The organism is Rathayibacter festucae DSM 15932, from assembly GCF_004011135.1.
Lineage (GTDB): Bacteria > Actinomycetota > Actinomycetes > Actinomycetales > Microbacteriaceae > Rathayibacter > Rathayibacter festucae.
The window spans coordinates 1,887,413-1,910,376 of sequence record NZ_CP028137.1; the positions used below are offsets into that span (position 1 = coordinate 1,887,413).

Genomic DNA, 22,964 nt, shown 5'->3' on the forward strand with positions numbered 1-22,964 from the left:
CCTGACGTTCGCTGCGGTGGTGCTACGCCCCAAAGCCGGGGAACGAGGACGACTCGGCCGACACCGGCTGGGTGTCGAGGTCGCGGAGCTGGCCCTCGATGTAGCTCTTCAGCTTCTGGCGGTACTCGCGCTCGAAGGTGCGGAGCTCGTCGATGCGGTGCTCGACCGTCGCGCGCTCCTCCTCGAGCTTCGCGACCTGGGCACGCTGCTTGGCCTCGGCCTCGGCGACGATGCGCGCGGCGGTGGCACGGCCCTCGGCGACGAGAGCGTCGCGCTTGTCGGCACCCTCGCGGACGTGCTCCTCGTGGAGACGGCGCGCGAGCTGCAGGAGTCCGCTGGAGCTCTCGGCCTCGTCGACCGGAGCCGACTGCGAGGCGGCGGGAGCGGCCTGGGCGGGAGCCGGGGTGGGCTCCGGCTCGGGCTCGGGCTCCGGCTCGGGAGCCGGGGTCTCGTCGACCACGGGAGCGGGGGCCGGCGTGGACGCGACGGGGGCGTCCATCGGCCGCGAGTCACCGGAGGAGAGGCGCTGGCGCAGCTCCTCGTTCTCCTGGTTCAGGCGGCGGAGCTCCACGACGACCTCGTCGAGGAAGTCGTCGACCTCGTCCTGGTCGTATCCCTCGCGGAACTTCGTCGGCTGGAACCGCTTGTTGACAACATCTTCGGGAGTGAGCGCCATGGCTTTCCACCTTCGATTTCAAGTAGGTACACGTTCAAGAACGTTCGGCTGGAGCTAGCAACGACTAAAGCTAGCAACTGGGAGCGCGCGGCGCAGTGCGGGCACAGCGGAGCACGTCCGATCGACGCCAACGATACAGGGGACGCGGGCGACCCGTGCACCGCCGGGCCTCAGACGCGCTGGAGCCAGGTGGCGATGTACATGCCCACGATGACGCAGAGCATGGTGAGGCTCCAGCCGAAGTCGAGGGCGATCGGGCCGATCGAGACCGGCTTGATCACGCGGCGGAAGAAGGAGATCGGCGGATCCGTGACCGTGTAGACGGTCTCGGCCGCCACGAGTCCCACGCCGCGGGGGCGCCATTCGCGGCGGATCACCCGGACGAGATCCAGGACGAACCGCGCCCACATGGCGAAGAAGTACAGCAGGAGCGCGAAGTAGAGGACGCTCGCGAAGAGCGAGATGACGGAGCTCACCGAACGACAGGGCTCCCGGGATCAGGACTTCGCGAAGAACGACGCGTCGGCGTCGCTCTCGGCGGAGGCCGAATCGCCCGCGACCGTGATGTGCGACGGGGAGAGGAGGAACACCTTGCTCGTGACGCGCTCGATGCGGCCGTAGAGGCCCTGCGAGAGGCCGCTGGCGAAGTCGATCAGGCGGCGCGCGTCGGCGTCGCTCATCTGCGAGAGGTTGATGATGACGGGGATGCCGTCGCGGAAGTTCTCCGCGATCACCTGAGCGTCGCGGTACTGCTTGGGGTGGACGGTGAGGATCTCGTTCATCTCAGCGTGTGCCGTCGCCTTCGGGGTCTGGGGGGTGGGCTTGCGGAGCGGGGTGACCGTCGCGCGGGGCTGCTGCGGGGTCGGCTCGACCGGCGGGACCGGCGGGACCGGCTGGACCGGGGAGACCGGGGCGCGGTGCGCTGTCGCGGGGGCCGCCTCGACGGTCTCGGCACGCTCGTACTCGACCTCTTCGTCGGCGAGTCCGAGGTACACCATCGTCTTCTTCAGCGGGTTGGCCATCAGTGTCCTCCGTGTTGTCGTCGCACCCACAGCTGGGTCACGACGAGGCTACGGGCGGGCGGGCCGATTGCCGGTGATTGCCGACCCGATTCGCAGGTGTGTCGCACCCTCGGCGATCGCCTCGGCGAAGTCGTTCGACATGCCGGCGGAGATGTCGGTCGCTCCGGGGTCGATCGACCGCACGCGCTCTGAGATCGCGCGCAGCCGCGCGAAGGCCGACCGGGGATCCTCGCCCAGCGGAGCGACGGCCATCACGCCGCGCAGGGCCAGCCCCGGGGCGGCCGCGAGGGCCTCCGCGAGCGGCTCGACCTCGTCGGGTGCCGCTCCCCCGCGGTCGGGGTCGTCGGTCAGGTTCACCTGCAGGAACACGTCGAGCGGAGCCCGCCCGGGCTCGGGCGGGCCGGCGTCGAGCAGCGGCACCAGGGCGAGCCGGTCTACCGAGTGGATCGAGCTCGCGTAGCGCTTCACCTGCCGCGCCTTCTTGCTCTGCAGCTGGCCGATGTAGTGCCAGCGCGCGGGCGTGCCGGCGAGCTCGGCCGCCTTCTCCTGCGCCTCCTGGTGGCGGTTCTCACCGAAGTCGGCGACGCCGAGCTCGAGGAGGTCGCGCAGGAGGGAGACGGGGTGGTACTTGGTGACCACGATCGTGGTCAGCTCCGACGGGTCGCGACCGGCCGAGCGGGCGGCGTCGGCGACCTGCTCGGTCACCGAGGCCCAGCGCTCGGCCAGCTCGCGATCCACCACGGCGGCGACTACTTGAGGAAGTCGGGGATGTCGAGGTCGCTCTCGTCGTCGTCGAACGACGGGTCGGCGACGGGAGCCGGCGCGGCGACGGGGGTGCTCGACCAGATCGACCCGGCCGACGGAGCGGCGGCGGGGGCCGAGGCGGGCTCGGACGACGCCTCCGCGGGCAGGCTCTGCTGCGGGCGCGGCGCGGCGACGGCCGCGGGACCGGTCGCGCCGGGCTCACCGCCGTCGAAGCCGGCCGCGATCACGGTGACGCGCACCTCGTCGCCGAGGGTGTCGTCGATCACGGCGCCGAAGATGATGTTCGCCTCGGGGTGCACGGCCTCCTGGACCAGGCGCGCCGCGTCGTTGATCTCGAAGATGCCGAGGTTCGATCCGCCCTGGATGGAGAGCAGCACGCCGTGCGCGCCGTCGATGCTCGCCTCGAGCAGCGGGGACGCGACGGCGAGCTCGGCCGCCTTGATCGCCCTGTCCGCCCCGCGCGACGAGCCGATGCCCATCAGCGCGGAGCCGGCGCCCTGCATGACCGACTTGACGTCGGCGAAGTCGAGGTTGATCAGGCCCGGGGTGGTGATCAGGTCGGTGATGCCCTGGACACCGGCGAGCAGCACCTGGTCGGCCGTGGCGAACGCCTCGAGCATCGAGATGCCGCGGTCGCTGATCTCGAGCAGGCGGTCGTTCGGGACGACGATGAGGGTGTCGACCTCGTTCTTCAGGGTCGCGACACCCGCCTCGGCCTGGGTCTGGCGGCGGCGGCCCTCGAAGCCGAAGGGCTTCGTGACGACACCGATGGTGAGCGCGCCGATCGACTTCGCGATGCGCGCCACGACGGGCGCGCCGCCGGTGCCGGTGCCGCCGCCCTCGCCCGCGGTGACGAAGACCATGTCGGCGCCCGCGAGCACCTCCTCGATCTCCTCCGCGTGATCCTCGGCGGCGCGGCGGCCGACCTCGGGGTCGGCGCCGGCGCCGAGTCCGCGGGTCAGCTCGCGGCCGACGTCGAGCTTGACGTCCGCGTCGCTGAGCAGCAGCGCCTGCGCGTCGGTGTTGATCGCGATGAACTCGACGCCGCGGAGGCCGAGCTCGATCATGCGGTTGACGGCGTTGACGCCGCCACCGCCGATGCCGACGACCTTGATCACGGCGAGGTAGTTCTGGTTTGAAGTCACGTGTCCGGCCTCCGGGCTGAACCTTAAACCTGTAGTTGAGGCTTAAAGTTATGCTGAGTATGCATTTGGGGTGTGGGCTCGACGGTAGGCGGAGTGCGCGCCGCGCTGCGACAGACACGCCCGCAATCGGAAAAGAGCCGTGCGGATCCGTCCGGCGCGCCGCTCACCGCCGGGCGACGACGGCGGCCTCGGGCGAGGAGACGTCGTAGGAGGCGACCGCCGCGGGATCCGTCGCCGCCATCAGCTTCTCCAGGACGACGGCCTTGAGCGCGGAGTCGTCCGACCCGCCCCAGAAGACGACGGCGCCGTCCGCGAGGGTCAGGGAGACGTCGTCCCCCGTGGTCGCGGCCGCCGAGGCGACCTGGCTCTCGAGCGACTCAGGCAGGGTGAGCAGCACCCGTGCGGTCGCGCGGAACGCCGCTCCCGAGGCGGAGCCGGTCGGCGTGCTGAGCAGCGGGTAGCCCTCCTGCGCGGCGGGCGCCGTCTCGATCACCACGCCCGCCGGGTCGACGAGGTCGAACTCGGCACCGTCGGCGATCACGCCGACCGGGGTCCGCTCGACGACGCTGACGATCAGCGTGCTCGGCGGTCGCGTCTGCACGGAGTAGCTGCGCACCAGGGGGTAGCTGCCGAGCACCCGCCCGACGGCGGCGCGGTCCACCAGCGTGAGCGGCACCCCGACCTGGTCGGCGAGCGAGTCCTGGATGTCCTGGGCGCTGACGCGCTGGGTGCCGGTGATCTCGATCGTCTTCACAGCCATCAGCGGCGAGTAGGCCGCCGCGGCGACGACCAGCGCGAGGAGGACCAGCGAGCCGGCCGTGACCAGCGCGATGGTGCGGCGGCGGCGCGCGCGCTTGGTGAAGCGGCGGACCTCGCCGCGCTCGAAGCGCCGGCGCTCCCGAGCCGCCTTCGCGAGCGCGCGGCCCTCCGAGCCGGGCAGTGGGAGACCCCGGAGCCGGGACAGCGGCGTCCTCCGCGACTCGGCCGCCGTGTCGGGCGGAGTCCTCTCCGACTCGGCCGTGGTGGGCTCCGCCTTCGCGGGTCCCGCCTTCTCCGGCTTCGCCTCCGCGGAAGCGGACTTCGTGGGTGCGGACTCCGTGGGTGCGAACTTCGTGGGCGCGGCGATCGCCGCCTTCGCCGATCTCCCGGCCTCCGCCGCCTTCTCCGCCTTCAGCCGCTCGGCCTGCAGCTTCCCCGCCGCACTCCGGGGAGCGGACGGCACCCGCAGCGACGCCGGCGTCGTCAGCCGGATCGGCTCGGTGGGGTGCTCGTCGTCACTGGACGGACGCGACTGCGCCGGCGGAGGGCCCGCCGGACGAGCGGGTGCTGAGCGCACTCCGCTCGGCGGCCGCACGCCGTCCGGCCGCTTCATCGCGCGACCGGCGCGACCTCGCTCGCGCCGAGCGACTCGAGCAGCTGCGGGATGATCCGGTAGACGTCGCCGCAGCCGAGGGTGATCACGAAGTCGCCCTCGCGCGCGATCTCCGCGGTGCGGCGGGACGCCTCCTGCCAGTCGGCGAGGAACGAGACGTGCGAGGGGTCGCCGAACTTCTCGCTCACCAGCGCGCCGGTGACGCCGGGCTCGGGGTCCTCGCGCGCGCCGTAGACGTCGAGGACGATCGTCTCGTCGGCGTAGGTCTCCAGCGCCTCGGCGAACTCGCGGGCGAAGAGCCGGGTGCGGCTGTAGAGGTGCGGCTGGTGCACGGCGATGATCCGGCCGGAGCCGACGACGGTCCTCGCGGCCGACAGGGCGGCGGCGACCTCGGTGGGGTGGTGCGCGTAGTCGTCGTAGACGCTCACGCCGCGCACGGCGCCGTGCAGCTCGAAGCGGCGCTCGGTGCCGCCGAACCCGGAGATCGCGGCGAGGGCCCGAGCCGGTTCGAAGCCGAGACCGACGAGCACGGCGAAGGCGCCGGCCGCGTTGATCGCGTTGTGGCGGCCCGGGATGCGCAGCCGCGTCGTGTAGCGGCGGCCCTCGTACTCGACGGTGAAGCCGACCGGGCCGACCAGCTCGAGGTCGACGACGCGGACGTCCGAGCCCTCCGCCTCGCCGAAGGTCAGGACCTTCGGTCCGTCGATGCGGCGGGTGACGCTGACGGCGCCGGCGTCGTCGGAGGAGATGACCACCAGCTCCCGCGCGCTCGAGGTGAAGGTGACGAACGCCTCCTCGAACGCCTCGAGCGAGCCGTAGTGGTCGAGGTGGTCGGGGTCGACGTTGGTGACGAGCGACACCGCGGTGTCGTAGAGCAGGAAGCTGCCGTCCGACTCGTCCGCCTCGACGACGAAGACCTCGCCGGAGCCGGCCGCGGAGGAGGTGCCGAGGCCCTCGATGATGCCGCCGTTGACGAAGCTGGGGTCGGCGTCGAGGCCGAGCAGACCGGTGACGATCATGCCGGTCGAGGTGGTCTTCCCGTGTGCGCCGGCGACGGCGACCAGGCGCTTGCCGCGGACGAGCCAGGCGAGCGCCTGCGAGCGGTGCAGGACGGGCAGGCCGCGCTCCTTGGCCAGCAGGTACTCGGGGTTGTCCGGCCACAGGGCCGACGTCACGACGACGGCCTCGGCGTCGCCGAGGTGCGCCGCGTCGTGCCCGATGGCGACCGGGATGCCGAGCTCGCGGAGCTGCTCGATCGGGTGCGACTCGCGCACGTCGGAGCCGGTGACGCGGTGACCGGCGCGGTGGAACAGCCGCGCGATCCCGCTCATCCCCGAGCCGCCGATGCCGATGAAGTGGACCGAGCCGAGCTCGTCGGGGACGGTGATGCCGAGGTCGGGCTTGATCACGGGGCTCTCGCTTTCGGGTGGTCGGCTCGGCGTGCGGGGTGCCGCAGGCCGGGCGAAGGGATCAGTTTAACCGCGGAGCGATCAGTGCGGACGGAGACCGGACCCGATGAGGTCGACCAGCCGGCCGGAGCCGTCGCGCACGCCGACGGACGCGGCACGGCGGCCCGTCTCGGCGAGGCGCGGAGCGTCGTGCAGGAGCGGCACCAGGTCACTCGCGACCCACGCCGGGGTGAACGCCGCGTCCTCGACGAGGAGCGCGCCGCCCGCGTCGACGACACCGCGGGCGTTGAAGCGCTGCTCGCCGTTGCCGACCGGGTAGGGCACGTACACCGCGGGCAGGCCGAGCGCGCTGAGCTCGCTCACGGTGGCCGCTCCCGCGCGGGAGACCGCGACGTCCGCGGCGGCGAGAGCGAGGTCCATCCGGTCGCAGTAGGCGAGGAGGTGGTAGCCGGGGACGCCGGGGTCGGTGATCTCGGCGCGGTCGCCGGTGATGTGCAGCACCTGGAACCCGGTCGCGACGAGCGCGGCGGCACTCGCGTGCACGGTCGCGTTGATCCGCCGGGCGCCGAGCGAGCCGCCGGTGACGAGAAGGGTGCGGCGCGCGGGATCGAGACCGAAGGCGGCCATCGCCTCGTCGCGCACGGCCGCGCGGTCCAGCTGCGCGATCTCGCGGCGCAGCGGCATGCCGACGACCTGGGCGTTCCGCAGCGGCGTCCCCTCGAAGGCGACGCCGACGTACGGCGTGAAGCGGGCGCCGAGCCGATTGGCGAGCCCCGGCCGGGCGTTGGCCTCGTGCACCACGAACGGGATCCCGGCGCGCCGGGCGGCGAGGTAGGCGGGTGCGGCCGCGTAGCCGCCGAAGCCGACGACCGCGTCGATCCGGCGCTCGCGGAGGGTGCGGACGATGCCGTCGATCGTCGCGCGGAAGGCCGACGGGAAGCGCAGGGCGGCGCCGTTCGGGCGGCGCGGGAACGGCAGGCGCGGGATCACCGACAGCTCGTAGCCGCGGAGCGGGACCAGTCGGGCCTCGAGTCCCTCGGCCGTTCCGAGGACGAGGACCTCGTCGTCCGCGTTCCGCGCGCGGATCTCGTCCGCGGTCGCGAGCAGCGGATTGACGTGGCCGGCGGTGCCGCCGCCGGCGAGCAGGAAGCGGGTCATCGGGCGGCGGCCTTCTTGGCGGCGCGCGCGGCGGCGCCGTCGCTCGGCGAGGTCTGGTGGCGTGCGAAGGAGAGCACGACGCCGATGGCGAGGAGCGAGCTGAGCAGGGCGGTGCCTCCGGAGGAGATCAGCGGCAGCGGCACTCCGAGCACCGGGAGCACCCCGAGCACCACCCCGATGTTGACGAACGCCTGGCCGATCAGCCAGACCATGACCGCGCCCGTGGTGATGCGGACGAACGGGTCGGTGGACGCGTGGATGATGCGGAAGAACGCGATCGCGAGGACGACGAAGAGCGCGAGGACGACGATCGCCCCGATCAGGCCGAGCTCCTCGCCGATGATCGCGAAGATGTAGTCGTTGTCGGCCGCGGGCAGCCAGGACCACTTGGCCTTGGAGTTGCCGAGGCCGACGCCGAAGATGCCGCCGGAGGCCATCGCCCAGGTGCCGTGCACGGGCTGCCAGCAGGAGGTCTCGTACTGCTCCGAGCCCGAGCAGTCGCCGAGGAAGGACATGATCCGGGTCAGCCGGTTCTCGCTCGAGACGGCGAAGAGCACGGCGCCGACCGCGCCGACGAGCACGATCGGGATCAGCACCTTCATCTGCACGTTCGCGTAGAAGAGCGCGGCCAGGACGATGCCGGCGAGGATCAGGACGGTGCCGAGGTCGCCGCCGCCGAGGACGAGGCCGATCGAGCCGCCCGCGACGATCAGGACGGGCATCAGCGCGTCCTTCCAGTCCTTCGGGCCGCGGTAGCGGCGGGCGAGCAGCAGGCCGAGCCAGAGCGCGAGCGCGAGCTTGATGATCTCGGACGGCTGCATGGTGAAGCCGCCGATCCGCAGCCAGTTGCGGTTGCCGCCGACCTCCCAGCCGAGCGGCGAGAACAGCACGAGCAGCTGCAGGACGCAGCCGGCCCCGAGCAGGAGCGGTGTGGCCTTCTTCCAGAAGCGGATCGGCACGCGCGACACCACGAGCATCAGCGGCACGCCGAGCAGCGCGAAGCCGCCCTGGCGGAAGAAGCCGCCGAAGGAGTCGTCGCTCCGGACGTAGGAGGTGACCGACGAGGAGGAGAGCACCATCGTCAGCCCGAAGAGCACGAGGAAGAGCGTCGTGCCGAAGAGCAGGAAGAAGTTCGGCGATCCCGAGGCGAGGACGCGGGCGAGCACGATCCGCGCGGTGCGCAGTCCGCCGCGCTCCCTGTGCTGTTCGCCCTCGGTCGCCTCGGCGCGCGAGCGGTCAGTGCGCGAGCGGCCCGGGCTGCGGTTCGTCGTCGGAGCGGTCATCGGCTCCCCCTCCCAGATACGTCGCCACGGCGGCCGCGAAGAAGCGGCCCCGCTCCGCGTAGTCGCGGAACTGGTCCATCGACGCCGCAGCAGGTGCGAGCAGGACGACGTCACCCGTGCGGGCGAGCACCGCGGCGGCCTCGACGGCCGCCTGCATCACCGCCCCAGTGTCATCCGGGACCACCTCGGTCACGGGGAGGGCGGGCGCGTGTCGCCGGAATGCCTCGAGGACCTCCGCGCGGTCCGCGCCGATGACCACGGCGCCGCGCAGGCGGCCGACGTGGGCGCCCACGAGAGCGTCGATGTCGACGCCCTTCAGCAGCCCGCCGACGAGCCAGACGACGGACGGGTAGGCCCGGAGCGAGGCGTCGGCGGCGTGCGGATTGGTGGCCTTGGAGTCGTTCACCCAGACCACGCCGGAGCTCTCCGCGACCACCTGGATGCGGTGCGCGTCGAGCTCGAAGGTCGCGAGGGCGCGGCGGACGGCGGCGGGCTCGATGCCGCAGGCCCGCGAGAGCGCGGCGGCCGCCAGCACGTTCTGCACGATGTGCGGGGCGGCGAGTCCGCGGGCGGCGAGCTCGTCGACGGTCGCGATCTCGATCGCGCTCGTCGCGCGGTCCTCGAGGAAGGCGCGGTCGCAGAGGATGCCGTCGACGACGCCGAAGTCGCTCGGCCCGGGGACCCCGAGGCCGAAGCCGATCGCGCGCGCGCCCTCGATCACCTCGGCGTCGACCACCATCTGCTCGGTGGCGGCGTCGGCGCGGTTGTAGACGCAGGCGACCCGGGTGTTCGCGTAGACCTTCGCCTTCGCGGCGCGATAGGCCTCGAAGGTGCCGTGCCAGTCGAGGTGGTCGTCGGCGATGTTCAGGCAGGTGCTCGCGAGCGGCTCGATCCGACCGAGGTAGTGCAGCTGGTAGCTGGAGAGCTCGACGACCAGCACGTCGAAGCCCTGCGGGTCACGGACCGCGTCGAGCACCGGGATGCCGATGTTGCCGCAGGGGGCCGCGCGCAGCCCGCCGGCGACGAGCATCGTCGCGGTGAGCTGCACGGTCGTCGTCTTGCCGTTCGTGCCGGTGACCAGCACCCAGTCGGCCGGGCTGCCGTCGGCGCGGACGACCTTGTCGCGCACACGCCAGGCGAGCTCGACGTCGCCCCAGAGTGCGATGCCCGACTCCCCCGCCCACGCGACGATCGGATGCGTCGGCGCGAAGCCGGGCGAGACGACGACGAGCTCGGGGTCGAACGACGCCAGCTCCTCCGGGACGCGGTCGAGCCGCTCGGCCCGATGCAGGCGCGCCCCGATCACCTCGAGCAGGCGCTCGCGCTCCTCGTCGGCGCGGTCGGCCAGGACGAGCACCTCGGCGCCCAGCTCGGTCAGCGTGTCGGCGACGGAGAAGCCGGTGACCCCGAGGCCGAGCACGGCGACGCGGAGACCGCGCCAGTCGGCGTGCCAGCTGGTCAGCGACTCGGGGCGGGCGGACGAGGCGGGATCGGTCATGCCAGGGAGAGCCATTCGAGGTAGAAGAGCCCGACGCCGGCCGCGACGAAGATTCCGGCGATGATCCAGAAGCGGACCACCACCGTGATCTCGGCCCAGCCCTTGAGCTCGAAGTGGTGATGGAGCGGGCTCATCAGGAAGATGCGCTTGCCCCGGGTGAGCTTGAAGTAGATCCGCTGCACGATCACCGAGCCGGTGACGATGACGAACAGTCCGCCGATCAGGATGACGAGCAGCTCGGTGCGGGTGAGGATCGCGAGAGCCGCGAGGGCGCCGCCGAGGCCCAGCGAGCCGGTGTCGCCCATGAAGATCTGCGCGGGCGAGGTGTTCCACCAGAGGAAGCCCACGAGCGCGCCGGAGATCGCCGCGGCGATGATCGCGAGGTCGAACGGATCGCTCACCTGGTAGCACTTGTCGGCCACCTCGGGGTTGAGCTGCGCGTCGAAGCACCACTGGTTGGACTGCCAGAAGCCGATGATGACGTAGGAGCCGATCGCGAGGATCGACGAGCCGGTCGCGAGGCCGTCGAGGCCGTCCGCGACGTTGACGCCGTTGGACGTGCTGGTCACGATCACGCAGATCCAGAGCACGAACAGCCCGATGCCGATCCAGCCGAGCGCGGCGAAGTCGAAGGGCAGGTCGCGGATGAACGAGATCGACGTCGAGGCCGGCGTCAGTCCGTTGGAGTCGCGCACCATGATCGCGATGACCGCGAAGGCCGCCGCGACGATGATCTGCCCGGCGATCTTGGCCCAGCCGCCGAGCCCGAGGCTGCGCTGGTTGCGGGTCTTCAGGAAGTCGTCGATGAAGCCGACGAAGCCGAGCCCGACCATCATGAACAGCACCAGCAGCGCCGACGGCGCGAGCGCCCGGTTGCCGAAGAGCGAGCCGAGGAAGTAGCCCGCCACGGTGGCGATGATGATGACGATGCCGCCCATCGTCGCCGTGCCGTGCTTGACGTGGTGCGACTTCGGTCCGTCCTCGCGGATGAACTGGCCCCACTGCAGGCGGTGGAACAGCCGGATGAACAGGGGCGTCAGCAGCAGCGTGAAGGCGCCGGAGAAGGCTCCGGCCAGAAGGAGTGCTCTCATCGGTGGCGCTCTCCCAGTCGGTCGCCCAGGAATCGCAGCCCGGCGGAGTTGGACGACTTCACCAGGACGGTGTCGCCGCTCCGAAGATAGCCGTCGAGCAGGTCGTAGGCCTCGTCGGCGGTCTCGACGAAGACGGACTCGCCGCTCCAGGAGCCCTCGCGCTCGGCGGCGACGTGGATCCGTCGCGCCTTCGCGCCGACCACCACGATCTGCGCGATGTTGAGCCGGACGGCGAGCAGGCCCACGCGGTCGTGCTCCTCGTCGGCCCACTCCCCCAGCTCGCTCATCTCGCCGAGGACCGCGACGGTGCGCCCCTCCGGCTTCGCGATCTGGGCGAGGGTCCGCAGGGCGGCGGCGGTGGAGTCGGGGCTGGCGTTGTACGCGTCGTTGACGACCGTGACGTCGGCACCGCCGAGCACCTGCATGCGCCAGCGCTCGGCGAGCGTGACGGTGCCGAGCGCGGCGACGATCACGTCGAGCGGGACGCCGACGGAGAGCGCGGCCGCGGTGGCCGCCAGCGCGTTCATCACGTGGTGCTCGCCGAGGACGCGGAGGAAGAGCTCGGCGCGGGCGGCCTCGCGGCCCTCCCCTGCGCTGATCTCGACCGTGAAGCGCGTGCCCTCGGCCGTCGGCTCGATGTCCACGGCGCGGACGTCGGCCTGCTCGCCGTGGCCGAACCACAGCACCCGGGCGGCGGTCCTCGCCTGCATCGAGGCGACGCGGCCGTCGTCGGCGTTGAGCACCGCGACGTCGTCGGCCGTCAGGTCGGCGACCATCTCGGTCTTCGCCTCGAGGGTGCGCTCGATGCCGCCGAACTCGCCGGCGTGAGCGAGGCCCACCGCGAGGACGATCCCGACGTCGGGCTTCGCCATCCGGACGAGGCGGCGGATCTCGCCGACCGCGCTCGCGCCCATCTCGGCCACCAGGAAGCGCGTCGAGGGCGACACCTTCAGCATCGTGATCGGCGCGCCGACCTCGTTGTTGAACGAGCCCTGCGGGGCGACGGTCTCGCCCTCGCGCTCGAGGATCGTGCGGAGGAGGTTCTTGGTGGTCGTCTTGCCGTTGGAGCCGGTGACCGCGAGGACGGTGAGGTTCCCGAGCGCGCGCACGCGGCGGACGACCTCGGTCGCCAGGGCGCCCAGCGCCTCGACGGAGTCGTCGACGAGCACCTGCGGCACGTCGAGGTCGAGCGGCCGCTCGACGATCAGCAGGGCGGCGCCGCGCTCGACGGCGACGGGAGCGAAGAGGTGGCCGTCGGTGTGCTCGCCGCGCTTGGCGACGAAGATGCCGCCGGGCGCGATCTCGCGGGAATCGGTCTCGGTCGCGCCGTCGACGACGGTGCTCGCGTTCGCGGAGGAGCCGGCGAGGTGCAGCCGGCCGGAGACGGCCGCGGCGATCTCGGTGAGGGTCAGGGCGATCATCTAGAGCCAGCCCGCCTCGCGCAGGGCCTGCCGGACGTCGTCTCTGGCCGAATACGGCATGTGCACTCCTGCAATCTCCTGATAGTCCTCGTGGCCGGGTCCGGCGTAGAGGATCGCATCGCCCTCGTCCGCGAGGGCGACGGCCGCCCGCACGGCGGCCCGCGGGTCGGGGATCTCGTGGATCTCCCGGCCGGGCGCGGCCTCGGTCGCCGCGGCGAGGAGGACGGCGCGGATCGCCGCCGGGTCCTCCCAGCGCGGATGGAAGTCGGTCACGATCACGACGTCGGACAGCTCGGCGGCGATGCGCCCCATGTCGGCGCGCTTCGTGGTGTCGCGGTCGCCGTCGGCGCCGAAGACCATGATCAGCCGGCCGGGCGTCAGCGCCCGCAGCGCCTCGAGCGCGTTCGAGAACGCGTCCGGGGTGTGGCCGTAGTCGACGTAGACGCGGGGGCCGCGGTCGCCGGAGACGCGCTCGGCCCGCCCCGGGATGTAGACGTCGAGCACGCCCTCCTCGAGGGTGTGCGCGATCGCCTCGAGGTCGAAGCCGGACTCGACGAGCATGACGATCGCGAGTGCCGCGTTGGCCGCCATGTACCAGCCGATCAGCGGGATGCTCACGACGACCGAGCGGTTCTCGGGCCCTTCGAGGCGGAAGGTCGTGCCGTCGGCGGTGCCCTCGACGACGGTCATCGACCAGTCGGCCGGCGTGCTCGGAGCGACTCCGACGTCGGGCGAGCTGGCGAGCGTCGTCACGGGGATGCGGCTGCGCTCGACGAGCTCGCGGCCCCAGCTGCTGTCGACGGTCACCACGCCGCGGCGCGCCCGGTCCGGACCGAACAGATCGGCCTTCGCCTCGAAGTAGTGCGCCATGTCGGTGTAGTCGTCGAGGTGGTCGTGCGTCAGGTTGGTGAAGCCGACGACGTCGAAGACGAGGCCGTCGATCCGGTGGCGGGTGAGCGCCTGCGCGGAGACCTCGATGGAGACCGCGCGCACCGCGGACTCGCGCATCCGGGCGAGCAGCGCGTGCAGCTCGCTCGCCTCCGGAGTGGTCAGCGAGCTGACGACCGCCACGTCGCCGATGCGGCGCTCGGCGGTCGAGCTGAGACCGGAGACGACGCCGAGACGGCGCAGCAGCGCGTCGAGCAGGTAGACCACGCTCGTCTTGCCGTTGGTCCCGGTCACGCCGAACAGCGTCGGCGCGTCCTCGCGGGTGCGGTGGATCCAGGCCGCGACGTCGCCGAGGGCGGCGCGGGGGTCGGGCGTGACGAGCACGGGGAGGCCGCTGCCGGCGGCCAGCTCGGCGCCCTCGGGATCGGTCAGCACCGCGACCGCTCCCGCGGCGGCGGCACCGGTCGCGAAGGCGGCGCCGTGCGCGGCTCGGCCGGCGACGCCGACGTAGAGGTCGCCCGGCTGGACGCAGCGCGAGTCGAGGGTGACCCCGCTGACCTCGACGCCGTCGATCCCGCGGACGGGCCCGAGCGAGAACTCGGCGACGAGCTGCGCGAGCGCGCGCGGTGCCGGGTGCTCGGGCCGGAGGGAGGACTGCGGGCGAGTGTCGTGCAATGCCCGCCCTCTCTCTCCTGCTGGTGCTGTCTCTCGTGCCCGTGCTGTCTCTCGCGCCGGTGCTGTCTCTGGTCTGCTGCGTCTGGTCCCGGGGAGGGCGGTCACCACGTGGTGGGGTACTCGACCGGCGGGACCGTGGACGGCTCCACCCGGTTGGTCTTGAGCACCTGGGTCATGACCTGCTGGAACACGGGGGCCGTCGCCTGGGACGTGTTCATCTTAACCGGATCGGCGATGGTGACCGTCACGACGTACTCCGGGTCCTCCGCGGGGGCGAGGCCGGCCAGCGAGACGGTGTAGCTCTTCGAGTAGCCGCCGTTTCCGTCCGGCTGCTGCGCCGTGCCGGTCTTGGTGGCGATGTTGTAGCCGTCGACGTGGATGTCGTTCGCCAGCCAGCCCTCGTTGTAGTGGGTCTGCAGCATGTCCACGACGTCCTTCGCGGCACCGGCGGAGACCACCGGGGTCCCGGTGCTGTCGGGCACGTCGATCACGGAGCCGTCGGGCGTGGTGCAGCCCTCGACCAGCTGCGCGGGCAGGCGCACCCCGCCGTTGCCGAGGGTCTGGTAGATGCTCGCCACCTGGACCGCGGTCGCCGAGACGCCCTGGCCGAACATGGTCGTGTAGTTGGTCTGGTTGTCCCAGTCGTCGGAGTCGGCGAGGAGGCCGCCGGACTCGCCGGGGAAGCCCACGGCGGTCGAGGCGCCGAGGCCGAACTTCGTCAGGTAGTCGTAGCGCTGCGAGGCGGAGAGCTTGGAGCCCATCATCGCGATGCCGACGTTCGAGGAGTCCTTGAGGATCCCGGTCAGCGTGTAGTTCGTGGGCGTGTGCGCGAAGTCGTCGCTGAAGGAGGCGCCGTCCTTCTCGAAGGTGTCGGGGACGACGACCTGGCTCGTCGGGCTCGCGAGGCCCTGATCGATCAGCATCGCCGCGGTCATCGGCTTGAAGGTCGATCCAGGCTCGAACGGAGCGCGGAACGCCCGCGAGCTGCGGTCGTCGGGCGCGCTGGCGGCGACGTTGTTGGGGTCGACGGTCGGCGTCTCGGCGACGGTCAGGAGTTTGCCGGTCTTGACCTCCTGCACCACGACGATGCCGTAGCTGCCGCCGACCTCGGCGACCCGCTGCGCGAGCACCTGCTGGGAGTAGTACTGCAGGTCGGCGTCGATCGTGAGCTCGAGCGTCCCGCCGTCGACCGCGGGGGTCTCCGCCACGGTGCTGCCGGGGATGCGGACGTAGTCGGCGCTGCGCTCGTAGCTCTCGGAGCCGTTGGCCCCGGCGAGGCAGGCGTTCTCGGCGTACTCCATGCCCTCCTGCGCGGCGCCGTCGCCGCCCACGTAGCCGACCAGGTTGCCGGCGACCGCGCCGTTCGGGTACGTCCGGCCCTGCTGCGTCTCGAAGTAGGTCCACGGGATGTCGAGGGCGACGAGCTTCTGGTACGCCTCGAGGTCGAGGCCCTCGGAGAGGATCAGGTAGTTCGCCTTCGGGTCCTTCGCGACCGCGTCGCTCACGGCCGTGACGATCTGCGGGACCGTCTGCCCGGTGATGGCGCCGATCTCGGAGGCGGCCTGCTCGACGCTGACCATCACCTCCTGGCCGTCGGGCATCTCGCGCAGGAACTCCGCGACGTTCTTCGGCGAGGTCGTCAGCCGGTACCGGGTCGTGGCGTCGGCGAGCACCGTGCCGGAGCGGTCGACGATCGAGCCGCGCGTGCCGTAGGTGATGACGCTGTTCGACTGGTTCTGCGCCGCCTCGTCGGTCAGCTCGTTGGCGCGGACGACCTGGATGTCGACCAGCTTGCCGATGAACAGTCCGACGACGGCGGCGATGACGAGGAAGGTGACGGCGGTGCGTCGCCTGCTCGAACGGTGGTGTCTCACGGCGCTAGGGGCCCTTCGGTGCGTGGTCGGAGCGGCTCAGTGCGTGCTCGGGCGGAGTCAGTGCGTGATCGGGGCGGGCAGCTCGCCCTGCAGCGGTGCGACCGCCGTGGCGGAGCCCGGTGCGGCCGCGGCGGCCGGCGGTGCGATCAGCGCGTTCGGCACGGCGGAGGCGGTCGCGGCGGTGCCGACCTCGCTCGCGGCGGCGGTGGCGGGATCGCCCAGCACGGCACCGTCGGAGAGGCGGAGGTAGACGGGCGCGGTGTTCGCGACCATGCCCAGGCCCTGCGCGGCGGTCGCGAGGTTCTGCGGCGAGCTGAGGGTGTCGACCGCGTCCTGCTTCTCCGCGTTGCCGCGGGTGAGCGTCTTCTGCTCGCCCTGCAGCGTGGCGATCTGGTACGCGCCCTCGGAGAGGCCGACGCTGACCAGGAGCTGGATCACGATGATCGCGAACAGCCCCGCGACGGCGACGATCCCGTAGACGAGCTTCGGCCGGGCCTGGCGCGCCGGAGCGGGGACCGCCTCGATGCGGGGTCGCTGGGCCGGCTCGGCGGGCTGCGCCGGTCGTGCGGTGCTGCGGTCGATGACGGGGTCGATGACGGCGGTCGCGCTCATGCGGTGCTCCTGATCCTCTCGGCCGCGCGCAGTCGCACGGGTGTTGCTCGGGGGTTGGCGGCCTTCTCGTCGTCCGAGGCGAGCTCGGCGCCGCGGATGACGAGCCGGAACTCGGGTCGGTGCTCGGGCAGCTCCATCGGCAGGCCGACCGGCGCCGTGGAGGAGGAGGCGGCCTGCAGGGCGCGCTTGACGATGCGGTCCTCGAGCGACTGGTACGCCTCGACGACGAGGCGCCCGCCGACGGCGATCCGGCCGAGTGCGGCGGGGATCGCCCGCTCGAGCACGGAGAGCTCCTGGTTGACCTCGATGCGCAGCGCCTGGAAGACGCGCTTGGCCGGGTGCCCGTTGCGCTGGATCGCGACCGGGGTCGCCGCCTGGATGATCTCGACGAGCCGGCCGGAGCGCACGATCGGCGCCGACGCGCGGGCCTCGACGATCTTCTTGGCGTAGCGCGCCGCGAGCCGCTCCTCGCCGTACTCGTGGAAGATCCGCTGGAGCGCGATCTCGTCGTAGTCCGCGAGGATGCTCGCCGCGGTGAGCGGCGCCGACGCGTCCATCCGCATGTCCAGCGGAGCGTCCTTGGAGTAGGAGAAGCCGCGCTCGGTCTCGTCGAGCTGCAGCGAGGAGACGCCGAGGTCGAAGAGGGCGCCGTCGATCGTGTCGATGCCGAGCTCGTCGAGGACGTCGGGCAGCTCGTCGTAGACGGCGTGCACGAGGTCGATCCGAGCGGAGTGCGCGGCGAGCCGGGCACCCGCCAGCTCGAGGGCCTCCCGGTCGCGGTCGAGGCCGACGAGGTGGAGGCGCGGGAAGCGCTCGAGCAGCGCGAGCGAGTGGCCGCCCATGCCGAGCGTCGCGTCGACGAGCACGGCGCCGTCGCGCGCGAGCGCCGGAGCGAGCAGCTCGACGCAGCGCTCGAGGAGCACGGGCAGGTGCCGCTCCTCGGTCGGGCGCACGCCGGCGCGAGCGGCGTCGGCGCTGGTCGCGTCGTCCGCGCTCACGTCCGCGCGGTGTGCAGGGGTGCTCTCGGTGCTCTCTGTCATGGCGGTCCCGCCGTCCTGTTCCTGCCGTCCGATCCCCATCCAGCTCACGACCGGACACCGGGGAAGGTGCGTCCGGGCGCCGAGTGGCTGGGAGTCGCGCGGCAGGAGCTAGAACAGTCCGGGGATCACCTCCTCCTCGGTGTCGGAGAACACGGACTCCTGCTCGGTGAGGTAGCTGTCCCAGGCGTCCTGGGCCCAGATCTCGGCGCGATTGCCCGCACCGATGACGGTGAGGTCGCGGTCGAGACCGGCGTAGGCGCGCAGCGGCGCCGGGAGGGTGATGCGGTTCTGCTTGTCCGGCGTCTCGGCGCTGGCGCCGGAGAGGAAGACGCGGAGGAAGTCGCGGGCCTGCTTGCTGGTGACCGGCGCCTGGCGGATCTTCTCGTGCATCGCCTCGAACTCGCGCTGGCTGAAGACGTAGAGGCACCGCTCCTGGCCGCGCGTGACGACGACTCCGGAGGAGAGCTCGTCGCGGAACTTGGCGGGAAGGATGACGCGGCCCTTCTCGTCGAGCTTGGGGGAATGAGTGCCGAGGAACAACGGACTGCCCCCACTTCTCTCCGGCCAAGGTTGGTGTGGGCCCCACAGTACTCCACTTCCCCCCACCCACAACCCTCCGAACCGCCGCGGCGCGCCGCAGTCACCCCGTCGATCCGCGTCGTTCCGCGGATCCGCAGCGGTGGAGCGCAGTGGAGGGGAATCGCACTCCCGGGGAGCGTCCGGGCACGAAAAAAGGGCCGATCCGTGAGGATCGACCCTGTGGGTGGTGCGGGGTGGAGGACCCGCGCCGTGGAGCGCTAGGAGCGGCCGTCGCCGCGGTTGTCCCACCGGTCGTTCAGACGGTCCATGAAGTTGGACCCCTGGCGTCCGCTTGCGGAGCGCGGCTTCGAGGGCCGACCCGCCTCGGGGATTCCGGAGGTGGTGGAGCCGCCGGGCGCGGGGCGCATCGCGACGACCACGCCGGCCAGCATCAGCGCGAAGCCGGCGACGCCCACGAGGGGCTGACGGACGATCACGCCGGCGACGAGGACTCCCAGGCCGACGATGGCGAGGAGGATGCCGAGAACGAGCGCGCGGTAGTTGGTGCCGCCCCGGCCCTTGCTGACCGCCGCGACGAAGTCGGCGTCGTTCTGATAGAGATTGCGCTCCATCTCGTCGAGGAGCCGTTGCTCGTGTTCCGAAAGCGGCATCGGGACCCCTTCAGGGTGTGGCGTCGACCCGGCGGGGACGGCACCGAGGGTGGGCGGGCGGTCTGCTCGACCGGGCTGGTGGCGCTTCAGTGTAGACCGCGGCCCGCCGAGGCGCCAGGCGCCATCGGTGCATAGGCTGGTCGGGTGAACCACAGCACTCGTCTGGTCGATCGCGTCCAGTTCCGAATCGATGAATTCCTCACCGGGCGCACGCCAATTCTGCGCTCCATCGGAGAGGACGTCTCCGCCCTCGGCGACCTTTCGCGGGACTTTCTCAGCGGGGGCAAGCGCTTCCGGGCGCGCTTCTGCGAGGCGGGCTGGACGGCGGTCTCCGCGGTCCCGAGCGACGCACACCGGAGCGCCTCGGATCCGATCGCCCGGGTCGGCGCGAGCCTGGAGCTGTTCCACGCCGCGGCCCTGGTCCACGACGACGTGATCGACAACTCCGACACCCGCCGGGGCGCCCCCTCGGCGCACCGCCGCTTCGCGTCGCTGCACGCGGGCGGCGGCTGGTCGGGCGACGCGGACGAGTTCGGCCGCTCCTCGGCGATCCTCCTCGGCGATCTGCTGCTGGTCTGGTCCGACGAGATCTTCGCGGACGCCGAGTGGGCGCTCGAGGACCGCACCGCCGCGGCGCGGGCCCGGGCGGAGTTCAACCTGATGCGCACGGAGGTGACCCTGGGCCAGTACCTCGACATCCTCGAGGAGAGCGCCTGGGTGCGGCACCCCGAGCACGAGCACCTCGAGCGCTCGGAGCGCGTGGTCGTCTTCAAGAGCGCGAAGTACAGCATCGAGGCGCCGCTGACCATCGGCGGCTCGCTCGGCGGCGGCGACGACGCCCAGATCGACGCCCTGCGCCGCTTCGGCCTGCCGCTCGGCATCGCCTTCCAGCTGCGCGACGACGTGCTGGGGGTCTTCGGCGATCCGGCCGTGACCGGGAAGCCCGCCGGCGACGACCTCCGCGAGGGCAAGCGGACCGTGCTGCTCGGCCTCGCCCGCGCGGCCGCCTCGGCGGGCGAGCGCGACGAGCTCGACGCCGTGGTGGGCCGTGCGGACGCGAGCGCCGACGACATCGCCCGCGCTCAGGAGATCGTGGCGGGCTCCGGGGCGCTCGACCGGCTCGAGGAGCGCATCGCCCGCGACGTCGAGGCCGCGCTGGCCGTGCTGCCGGACGCGCCGCTGCGCGAGGAGGGCGTCGCGGAGCTCCGCGAGCTCGCCGACCGGGTCACCGCCCGGACGGCGTAGAGCGGATCAGCCGGACCGGCTCGGTCCGGTGCCGGCTCGGCTCAGGCGAGCGCCTGGGCGACGCGGCGCACCTCGGCCTTGCGGCCGGCGAGCAGCGCCTGCACCGGGCTGGTGCCGAGGCTGTCCTCGTCCGAGAGCAGCCAGTCGATCGCCTCGTCGTCCGAGAAGCCCTGGTCCGACAGCAGGATCGCGGTGCCGCGGATCTCGCTGAGCGGCTCGCCGTCGCGGAGGAAGACGGAGGGGACGACGAGCTTGCCGTCGCGGCGGGTGCCGAGCAGGTGGCGCTCCTCCAGGAGGCGGCGCACCCGGCTGACGCCGAGACCGGTGACCTCGACCAGGTCGGGGACGGTCAGCCACTCGATCTCGGGAGTGGGCGGGGAGGCGGAGGCAGCGGACGAGTCGGTCACCCGTCAAGAGTGCCACGAGCCGCCTCCGCGTTGCACGCCGGTTGTCCGGAGGGTCTTGCCTAGACTCGTCGCGTGACCACCAGCCAGCTCGACCCTCTCCTCGGCCGTCTCGTCGACGGCCGGTACGAGGTGCGCTCCCGCATCGCGCGGGGCGGCATGGCCACCGTCTACCTGGCGCACGACCAGCGCCTCGAGCGCCGGGTCGCCATCAAGGTGATGCACGGGCACCTCTCCGACGACGCGACGTTCAAGAACCGCTTCGTCCAGGAGGCGCGCTCCGCCGCCCGCCTGGCCCACCCGAACGTGGTCAGCGTCTTCGACCAGGGCCAGGACTCCGACATGGCCTACCTGGTGATGGAGTACCTGCCCGGCATCACGCTGCGCGACCTGCTCAAGGAGCGCGGGCGGCTGACGGCCCAGCAGGTCGTCGACATCATGCACTCGGTGCTGTCCGGCCTCGCGGCCGCGCACCGGGCCGGGATCCTGCACCGCGACCTCAAGCCCGAGAACGTGCTGCTCGCCGACGACGGCCGGATCAAGATCGGCGACTTCGGCCTCGCCCGGGCGGCGAGCGCGAACACCGCGTCGGGTCAGGCGCTGCTCGGCACGATCGCGTACCTCTCCCCCGAGCTGGTCACCCGCGGCACCGCCGACACCCGCAGCGACATCTACGCCATCGGCATCATGATCTACGAGATGCTCACCGGCGAGCAGCCCTTCACGGGCGAGCAGCCGATGCAGATCGCCTACCAGCACGCGAACGACTCGGTCCCCTACCCCAGCGCGAAGGTGCCCTCGGTGCCGACCTCGCTCGACGAGCTCGTGCTCTGGGCGACGGAGCGCGACCCGGACATGCGCCCGCGCGACGCCGGCGTGATGCTGGCACAGCTGCTCGAGGCCGAGCGCCTGATGGGCATCACGCCGACCGACCGCCGCGGCGCGGACACCCAGGCCGTCACCCCCTTCCGGTGGCGGAGCCCGCCACCGCGCTGCTGTTCGACGAGGCGGTGACCGGGCACACCTCGGTGATCGAGGGCTCGCCGGCGGAGCTCGAGCAGCGCGACGACGACGACGCGGTGGCCCGGCTCGCGACGAAGCGCCGCACCCGGCGCCGCCGCGGCGTGCTGCTGACGGTGATCGTGCTGCTGCTCGCGCTGATCGGCGGGGGCACCGCGTGGTGGTACGGCGAGGGCCCGGGCGCGATCGTGAACGTGCCGGACGTGGTGAGCCGGTCGCAGGACGAGGCGACGGCCGCGCTCGTGAGCCAGGGCTTCGAGGTGTCACCGCAGCAGGCGAACGACCTGACCGTGCCCGCCGGCACGGTGCTCAGCACCGACCCGCCCGGCGGCCAGGGGCTGCACAAGGGCGAGGTCGTGACGCTGGTCGTCTCCAGCGGCCCTCGTCAGATCGAGGTGCCCGCTCTGGCCGGTGTCTCCGAGGAGGAGGCGACGGCCGCGATCCAGGCCGCGCCGTTCACCGTGGGCGAGGTGACGCGGGTCTTCGACGCCGACGTCCCCGCGGGCGTCGTCGTCTCGGCGTCGCTGCCCGACGGCGGCGAGCTGCCCGCGACGATGTCCGAGACGAGCACGATCGCGATGACGGTCAGCCTCGGGGCGATCCCCAACGTCGTCGGCCTGACCGTCGACGAGGCGACCGCCGCGGCGAAGGACGCCGGGCTCGCCCTCGACCGCGAGCGCGAGGACTGGAGCGACACGGTCGCCGCCGGCGTCGTCCTCACCCAGATCAACCCGGAGGCGCCCGCGACCACCGGCGACACCGTCTCCGTCGTCGTCTCCAAGGGCCCGCAGCCGGTCGCCGTCCCCAACGTCGTCGGCATGTCCCGCGACCAGGCCAAGGCCGCGCTCAGCGCCGTCGATCTGAAGTGGAGCTACGGCCTGACGACCCCGCTGATCGACCAGGTGCCGGACGAGGTGACGAAGGTGACCAACCAGTCCGACAAGGAGGGCGCCCTCGTGCAGCGAGGCACCACGGTCCAGCTCTCGATCACGATCACGATCTGACCGCGGAGCACGGCGGCCGAGCGCGGCACGCCGCGTCAGCACGCCGCGTCAGCACGCCGCGTCGGCATGCTGCGTCGGCATGCCGAGTCGGCATGCTGCGTCGGCATGCCGAGTCGGCATGCTGCGTCGGCATGCTGGTCGAGTAGCCCCGCAGGGGCGTATCGAGACCCAC

22 protein-coding genes are annotated in these 22,964 nt (G+C 72.2%); 3 read left to right on the forward strand and 19 right to left on the reverse strand.

Features of this window, described 5'->3' with window-relative positions:
• Window positions 1–22 precede the first annotated feature (22 nt).
• The 18 genes from C1I64_RS08820 to C1I64_RS08905 form a co-directional block, all read right to left on the reverse strand.
• Window positions 23–676 (reverse strand): DivIVA domain-containing protein, encoded by a 654-nt coding sequence (locus C1I64_RS08820; RefSeq protein WP_123446143.1) that lies wholly within the window; start codon window positions 674–676, stop codon window positions 23–25.
• Window positions 677–846: 170 nt separating this feature from the next.
• Entirely contained in the window at window positions 847–1,152 is a 306-nt protein-coding gene (locus C1I64_RS08825; protein WP_260300677.1) for a YggT family protein, read from the reverse strand.
• 21 nt (window positions 1,153–1,173) lie between these two features.
• Complete coding sequence (locus C1I64_RS08830; protein ID WP_127886950.1) at window positions 1,174–1,698, reverse strand: cell division protein SepF; 525 nt, start codon at window positions 1,696–1,698, stop codon at window positions 1,174–1,176.
• Window positions 1,699–1,746: 48 nt separating this feature from the next.
• Entirely contained in the window at window positions 1,747–2,439 is a 693-nt protein-coding gene (locus tag C1I64_RS08835; protein WP_244209430.1) for a YggS family pyridoxal phosphate-dependent enzyme, read from the reverse strand.
• An 8-nt stretch (window positions 2,440–2,447) separates the two neighbouring features.
• Complete coding sequence (gene ftsZ / locus C1I64_RS08840) at window positions 2,448–3,608, reverse strand: cell division protein FtsZ (RefSeq protein WP_127886951.1); 1,161 nt, start codon at window positions 3,606–3,608, stop codon at window positions 2,448–2,450.
• A 163-nt stretch (window positions 3,609–3,771) separates the two neighbouring features.
• Complete coding sequence (locus C1I64_RS08845; protein ID WP_127886952.1) at window positions 3,772–4,980, reverse strand: cell division protein FtsQ/DivIB; 1,209 nt, start codon at window positions 4,978–4,980, stop codon at window positions 3,772–3,774.
• On the reverse strand, window positions 4,977–6,389 hold the full coding sequence (gene murC / locus C1I64_RS08850) for a UDP-N-acetylmuramate--L-alanine ligase (protein ID WP_127886953.1): 1,413 nt from the start codon (window positions 6,387–6,389) through the stop codon (window positions 4,977–4,979). Before murC ends, C1I64_RS08845 begins: the two co-directional genes overlap by 4 nt.
• An 81-nt stretch (window positions 6,390–6,470) precedes the next feature.
• The gene (locus C1I64_RS08855; RefSeq protein WP_127886954.1) at window positions 6,471–7,547 is read right to left on the reverse strand and encodes a UDP-N-acetylglucosamine--N-acetylmuramyl-(pentapeptide) pyrophosphoryl-undecaprenol N-acetylglucosamine transferase; all 1,077 of its coding nucleotides are present in this window, start codon (window positions 7,545–7,547) and stop codon (window positions 6,471–6,473) included.
• The gene (gene ftsW / locus C1I64_RS08860; protein ID WP_123446137.1) at window positions 7,544–8,830 is read right to left on the reverse strand and encodes a putative lipid II flippase FtsW; all 1,287 of its coding nucleotides are present in this window, start codon (window positions 8,828–8,830) and stop codon (window positions 7,544–7,546) included. Before ftsW ends, C1I64_RS08855 begins: the two co-directional genes overlap by 4 nt.
• Entirely contained in the window at window positions 8,784–10,328 is a 1,545-nt protein-coding gene (gene murD / locus C1I64_RS08865; protein WP_127886955.1) for a UDP-N-acetylmuramoyl-L-alanine--D-glutamate ligase, read from the reverse strand. The genes ftsW and murD overlap by 47 nt, the downstream gene beginning before the upstream one ends.
• On the reverse strand, window positions 10,325–11,419 hold the full coding sequence (gene mraY, locus C1I64_RS08870; RefSeq protein ID WP_123446135.1) for a phospho-N-acetylmuramoyl-pentapeptide-transferase: 1,095 nt from the start codon (window positions 11,417–11,419) through the stop codon (window positions 10,325–10,327). The genes murD and mraY overlap by 4 nt, the downstream gene beginning before the upstream one ends.
• Window positions 11,416–12,840, reverse strand: a complete 1,425-nt coding sequence (locus C1I64_RS08875; RefSeq protein ID WP_127886956.1) for a UDP-N-acetylmuramoyl-tripeptide--D-alanyl-D-alanine ligase — start codon at window positions 12,838–12,840, stop codon at window positions 11,416–11,418. The genes mraY and C1I64_RS08875 overlap by 4 nt, the downstream gene beginning before the upstream one ends.
• On the reverse strand, window positions 12,841–14,403 hold the full coding sequence (locus C1I64_RS08880) for a Mur ligase family protein (protein WP_127886957.1): 1,563 nt from the start codon (window positions 14,401–14,403) through the stop codon (window positions 12,841–12,843).
• Between the two features lie 101 nt (window positions 14,404–14,504).
• Window positions 14,505–16,277 (reverse strand): peptidoglycan D,D-transpeptidase FtsI family protein, encoded by a 1,773-nt coding sequence (locus C1I64_RS08885; RefSeq protein WP_244209431.1) that lies wholly within the window; start codon window positions 16,275–16,277, stop codon window positions 14,505–14,507.
• A 57-nt stretch (window positions 16,278–16,334) separates the two neighbouring features.
• Window positions 16,335–16,889, reverse strand: a complete 555-nt coding sequence (gene ftsL / locus C1I64_RS08890) for a cell division protein FtsL (protein ID WP_123704540.1) — start codon at window positions 16,887–16,889, stop codon at window positions 16,335–16,337.
• The gene (gene rsmH / locus C1I64_RS08895; protein ID WP_127886958.1) at window positions 16,886–17,929 is read right to left on the reverse strand and encodes a 16S rRNA (cytosine(1402)-N(4))-methyltransferase RsmH; all 1,044 of its coding nucleotides are present in this window, start codon (window positions 17,927–17,929) and stop codon (window positions 16,886–16,888) included. Before rsmH ends, ftsL begins: the two co-directional genes overlap by 4 nt.
• Window positions 17,930–18,037: 108 nt before the next feature.
• The gene (mraZ, locus tag C1I64_RS08900; RefSeq protein ID WP_123446130.1) at window positions 18,038–18,469 is read right to left on the reverse strand and encodes a division/cell wall cluster transcriptional repressor MraZ; all 432 of its coding nucleotides are present in this window, start codon (window positions 18,467–18,469) and stop codon (window positions 18,038–18,040) included.
• A 257-nt stretch (window positions 18,470–18,726) separates the two neighbouring features.
• Window positions 18,727–19,119 carry a DUF3040 domain-containing protein gene (locus C1I64_RS08905; RefSeq protein WP_123704544.1) on the reverse strand — a complete coding sequence of 131 codons (393 nt, stop codon included), beginning with the start codon at window positions 19,117–19,119 and terminating at the stop codon, window positions 18,727–18,729.
• 144 nt (window positions 19,120–19,263) lie between these two features.
• Between C1I64_RS08905 and C1I64_RS08910 the strand changes: the two genes are divergently transcribed.
• On the forward strand, window positions 19,264–20,364 hold the full coding sequence (locus C1I64_RS08910; protein ID WP_123446128.1) for a polyprenyl synthetase family protein: 1,101 nt from the start codon (window positions 19,264–19,266) through the stop codon (window positions 20,362–20,364).
• Between the two features lie 41 nt (window positions 20,365–20,405).
• Here C1I64_RS08910 and C1I64_RS08915 read toward each other — a convergent pair whose 3' ends face one another.
• Entirely contained in the window at window positions 20,406–20,771 is a 366-nt protein-coding gene (locus C1I64_RS08915) for an Rv2175c family DNA-binding protein (RefSeq protein WP_243732877.1), read from the reverse strand.
• Between the two features lie 72 nt (window positions 20,772–20,843).
• On the opposite strand from C1I64_RS08915, the gene C1I64_RS20825 reads away from it, so the two are divergent.
• Both C1I64_RS20825 and C1I64_RS20830 read left to right on the forward strand, forming a co-directional pair.
• The gene (locus tag C1I64_RS20825) at window positions 20,844–21,782 is read left to right on the forward strand and encodes a protein kinase domain-containing protein (RefSeq protein ID WP_341867824.1); all 939 of its coding nucleotides are present in this window, start codon (window positions 20,844–20,846) and stop codon (window positions 21,780–21,782) included.
• Window positions 21,740–22,792, forward strand: coding sequence for a PASTA domain-containing protein (locus C1I64_RS20830; RefSeq protein ID WP_208645106.1), 1,053 nt, complete (start codon window positions 21,740–21,742; stop codon window positions 22,790–22,792). The genes C1I64_RS20825 and C1I64_RS20830 overlap by 43 nt, the downstream gene beginning before the upstream one ends.
• Window positions 22,793–22,964: the final 172 nt, after the last annotated feature.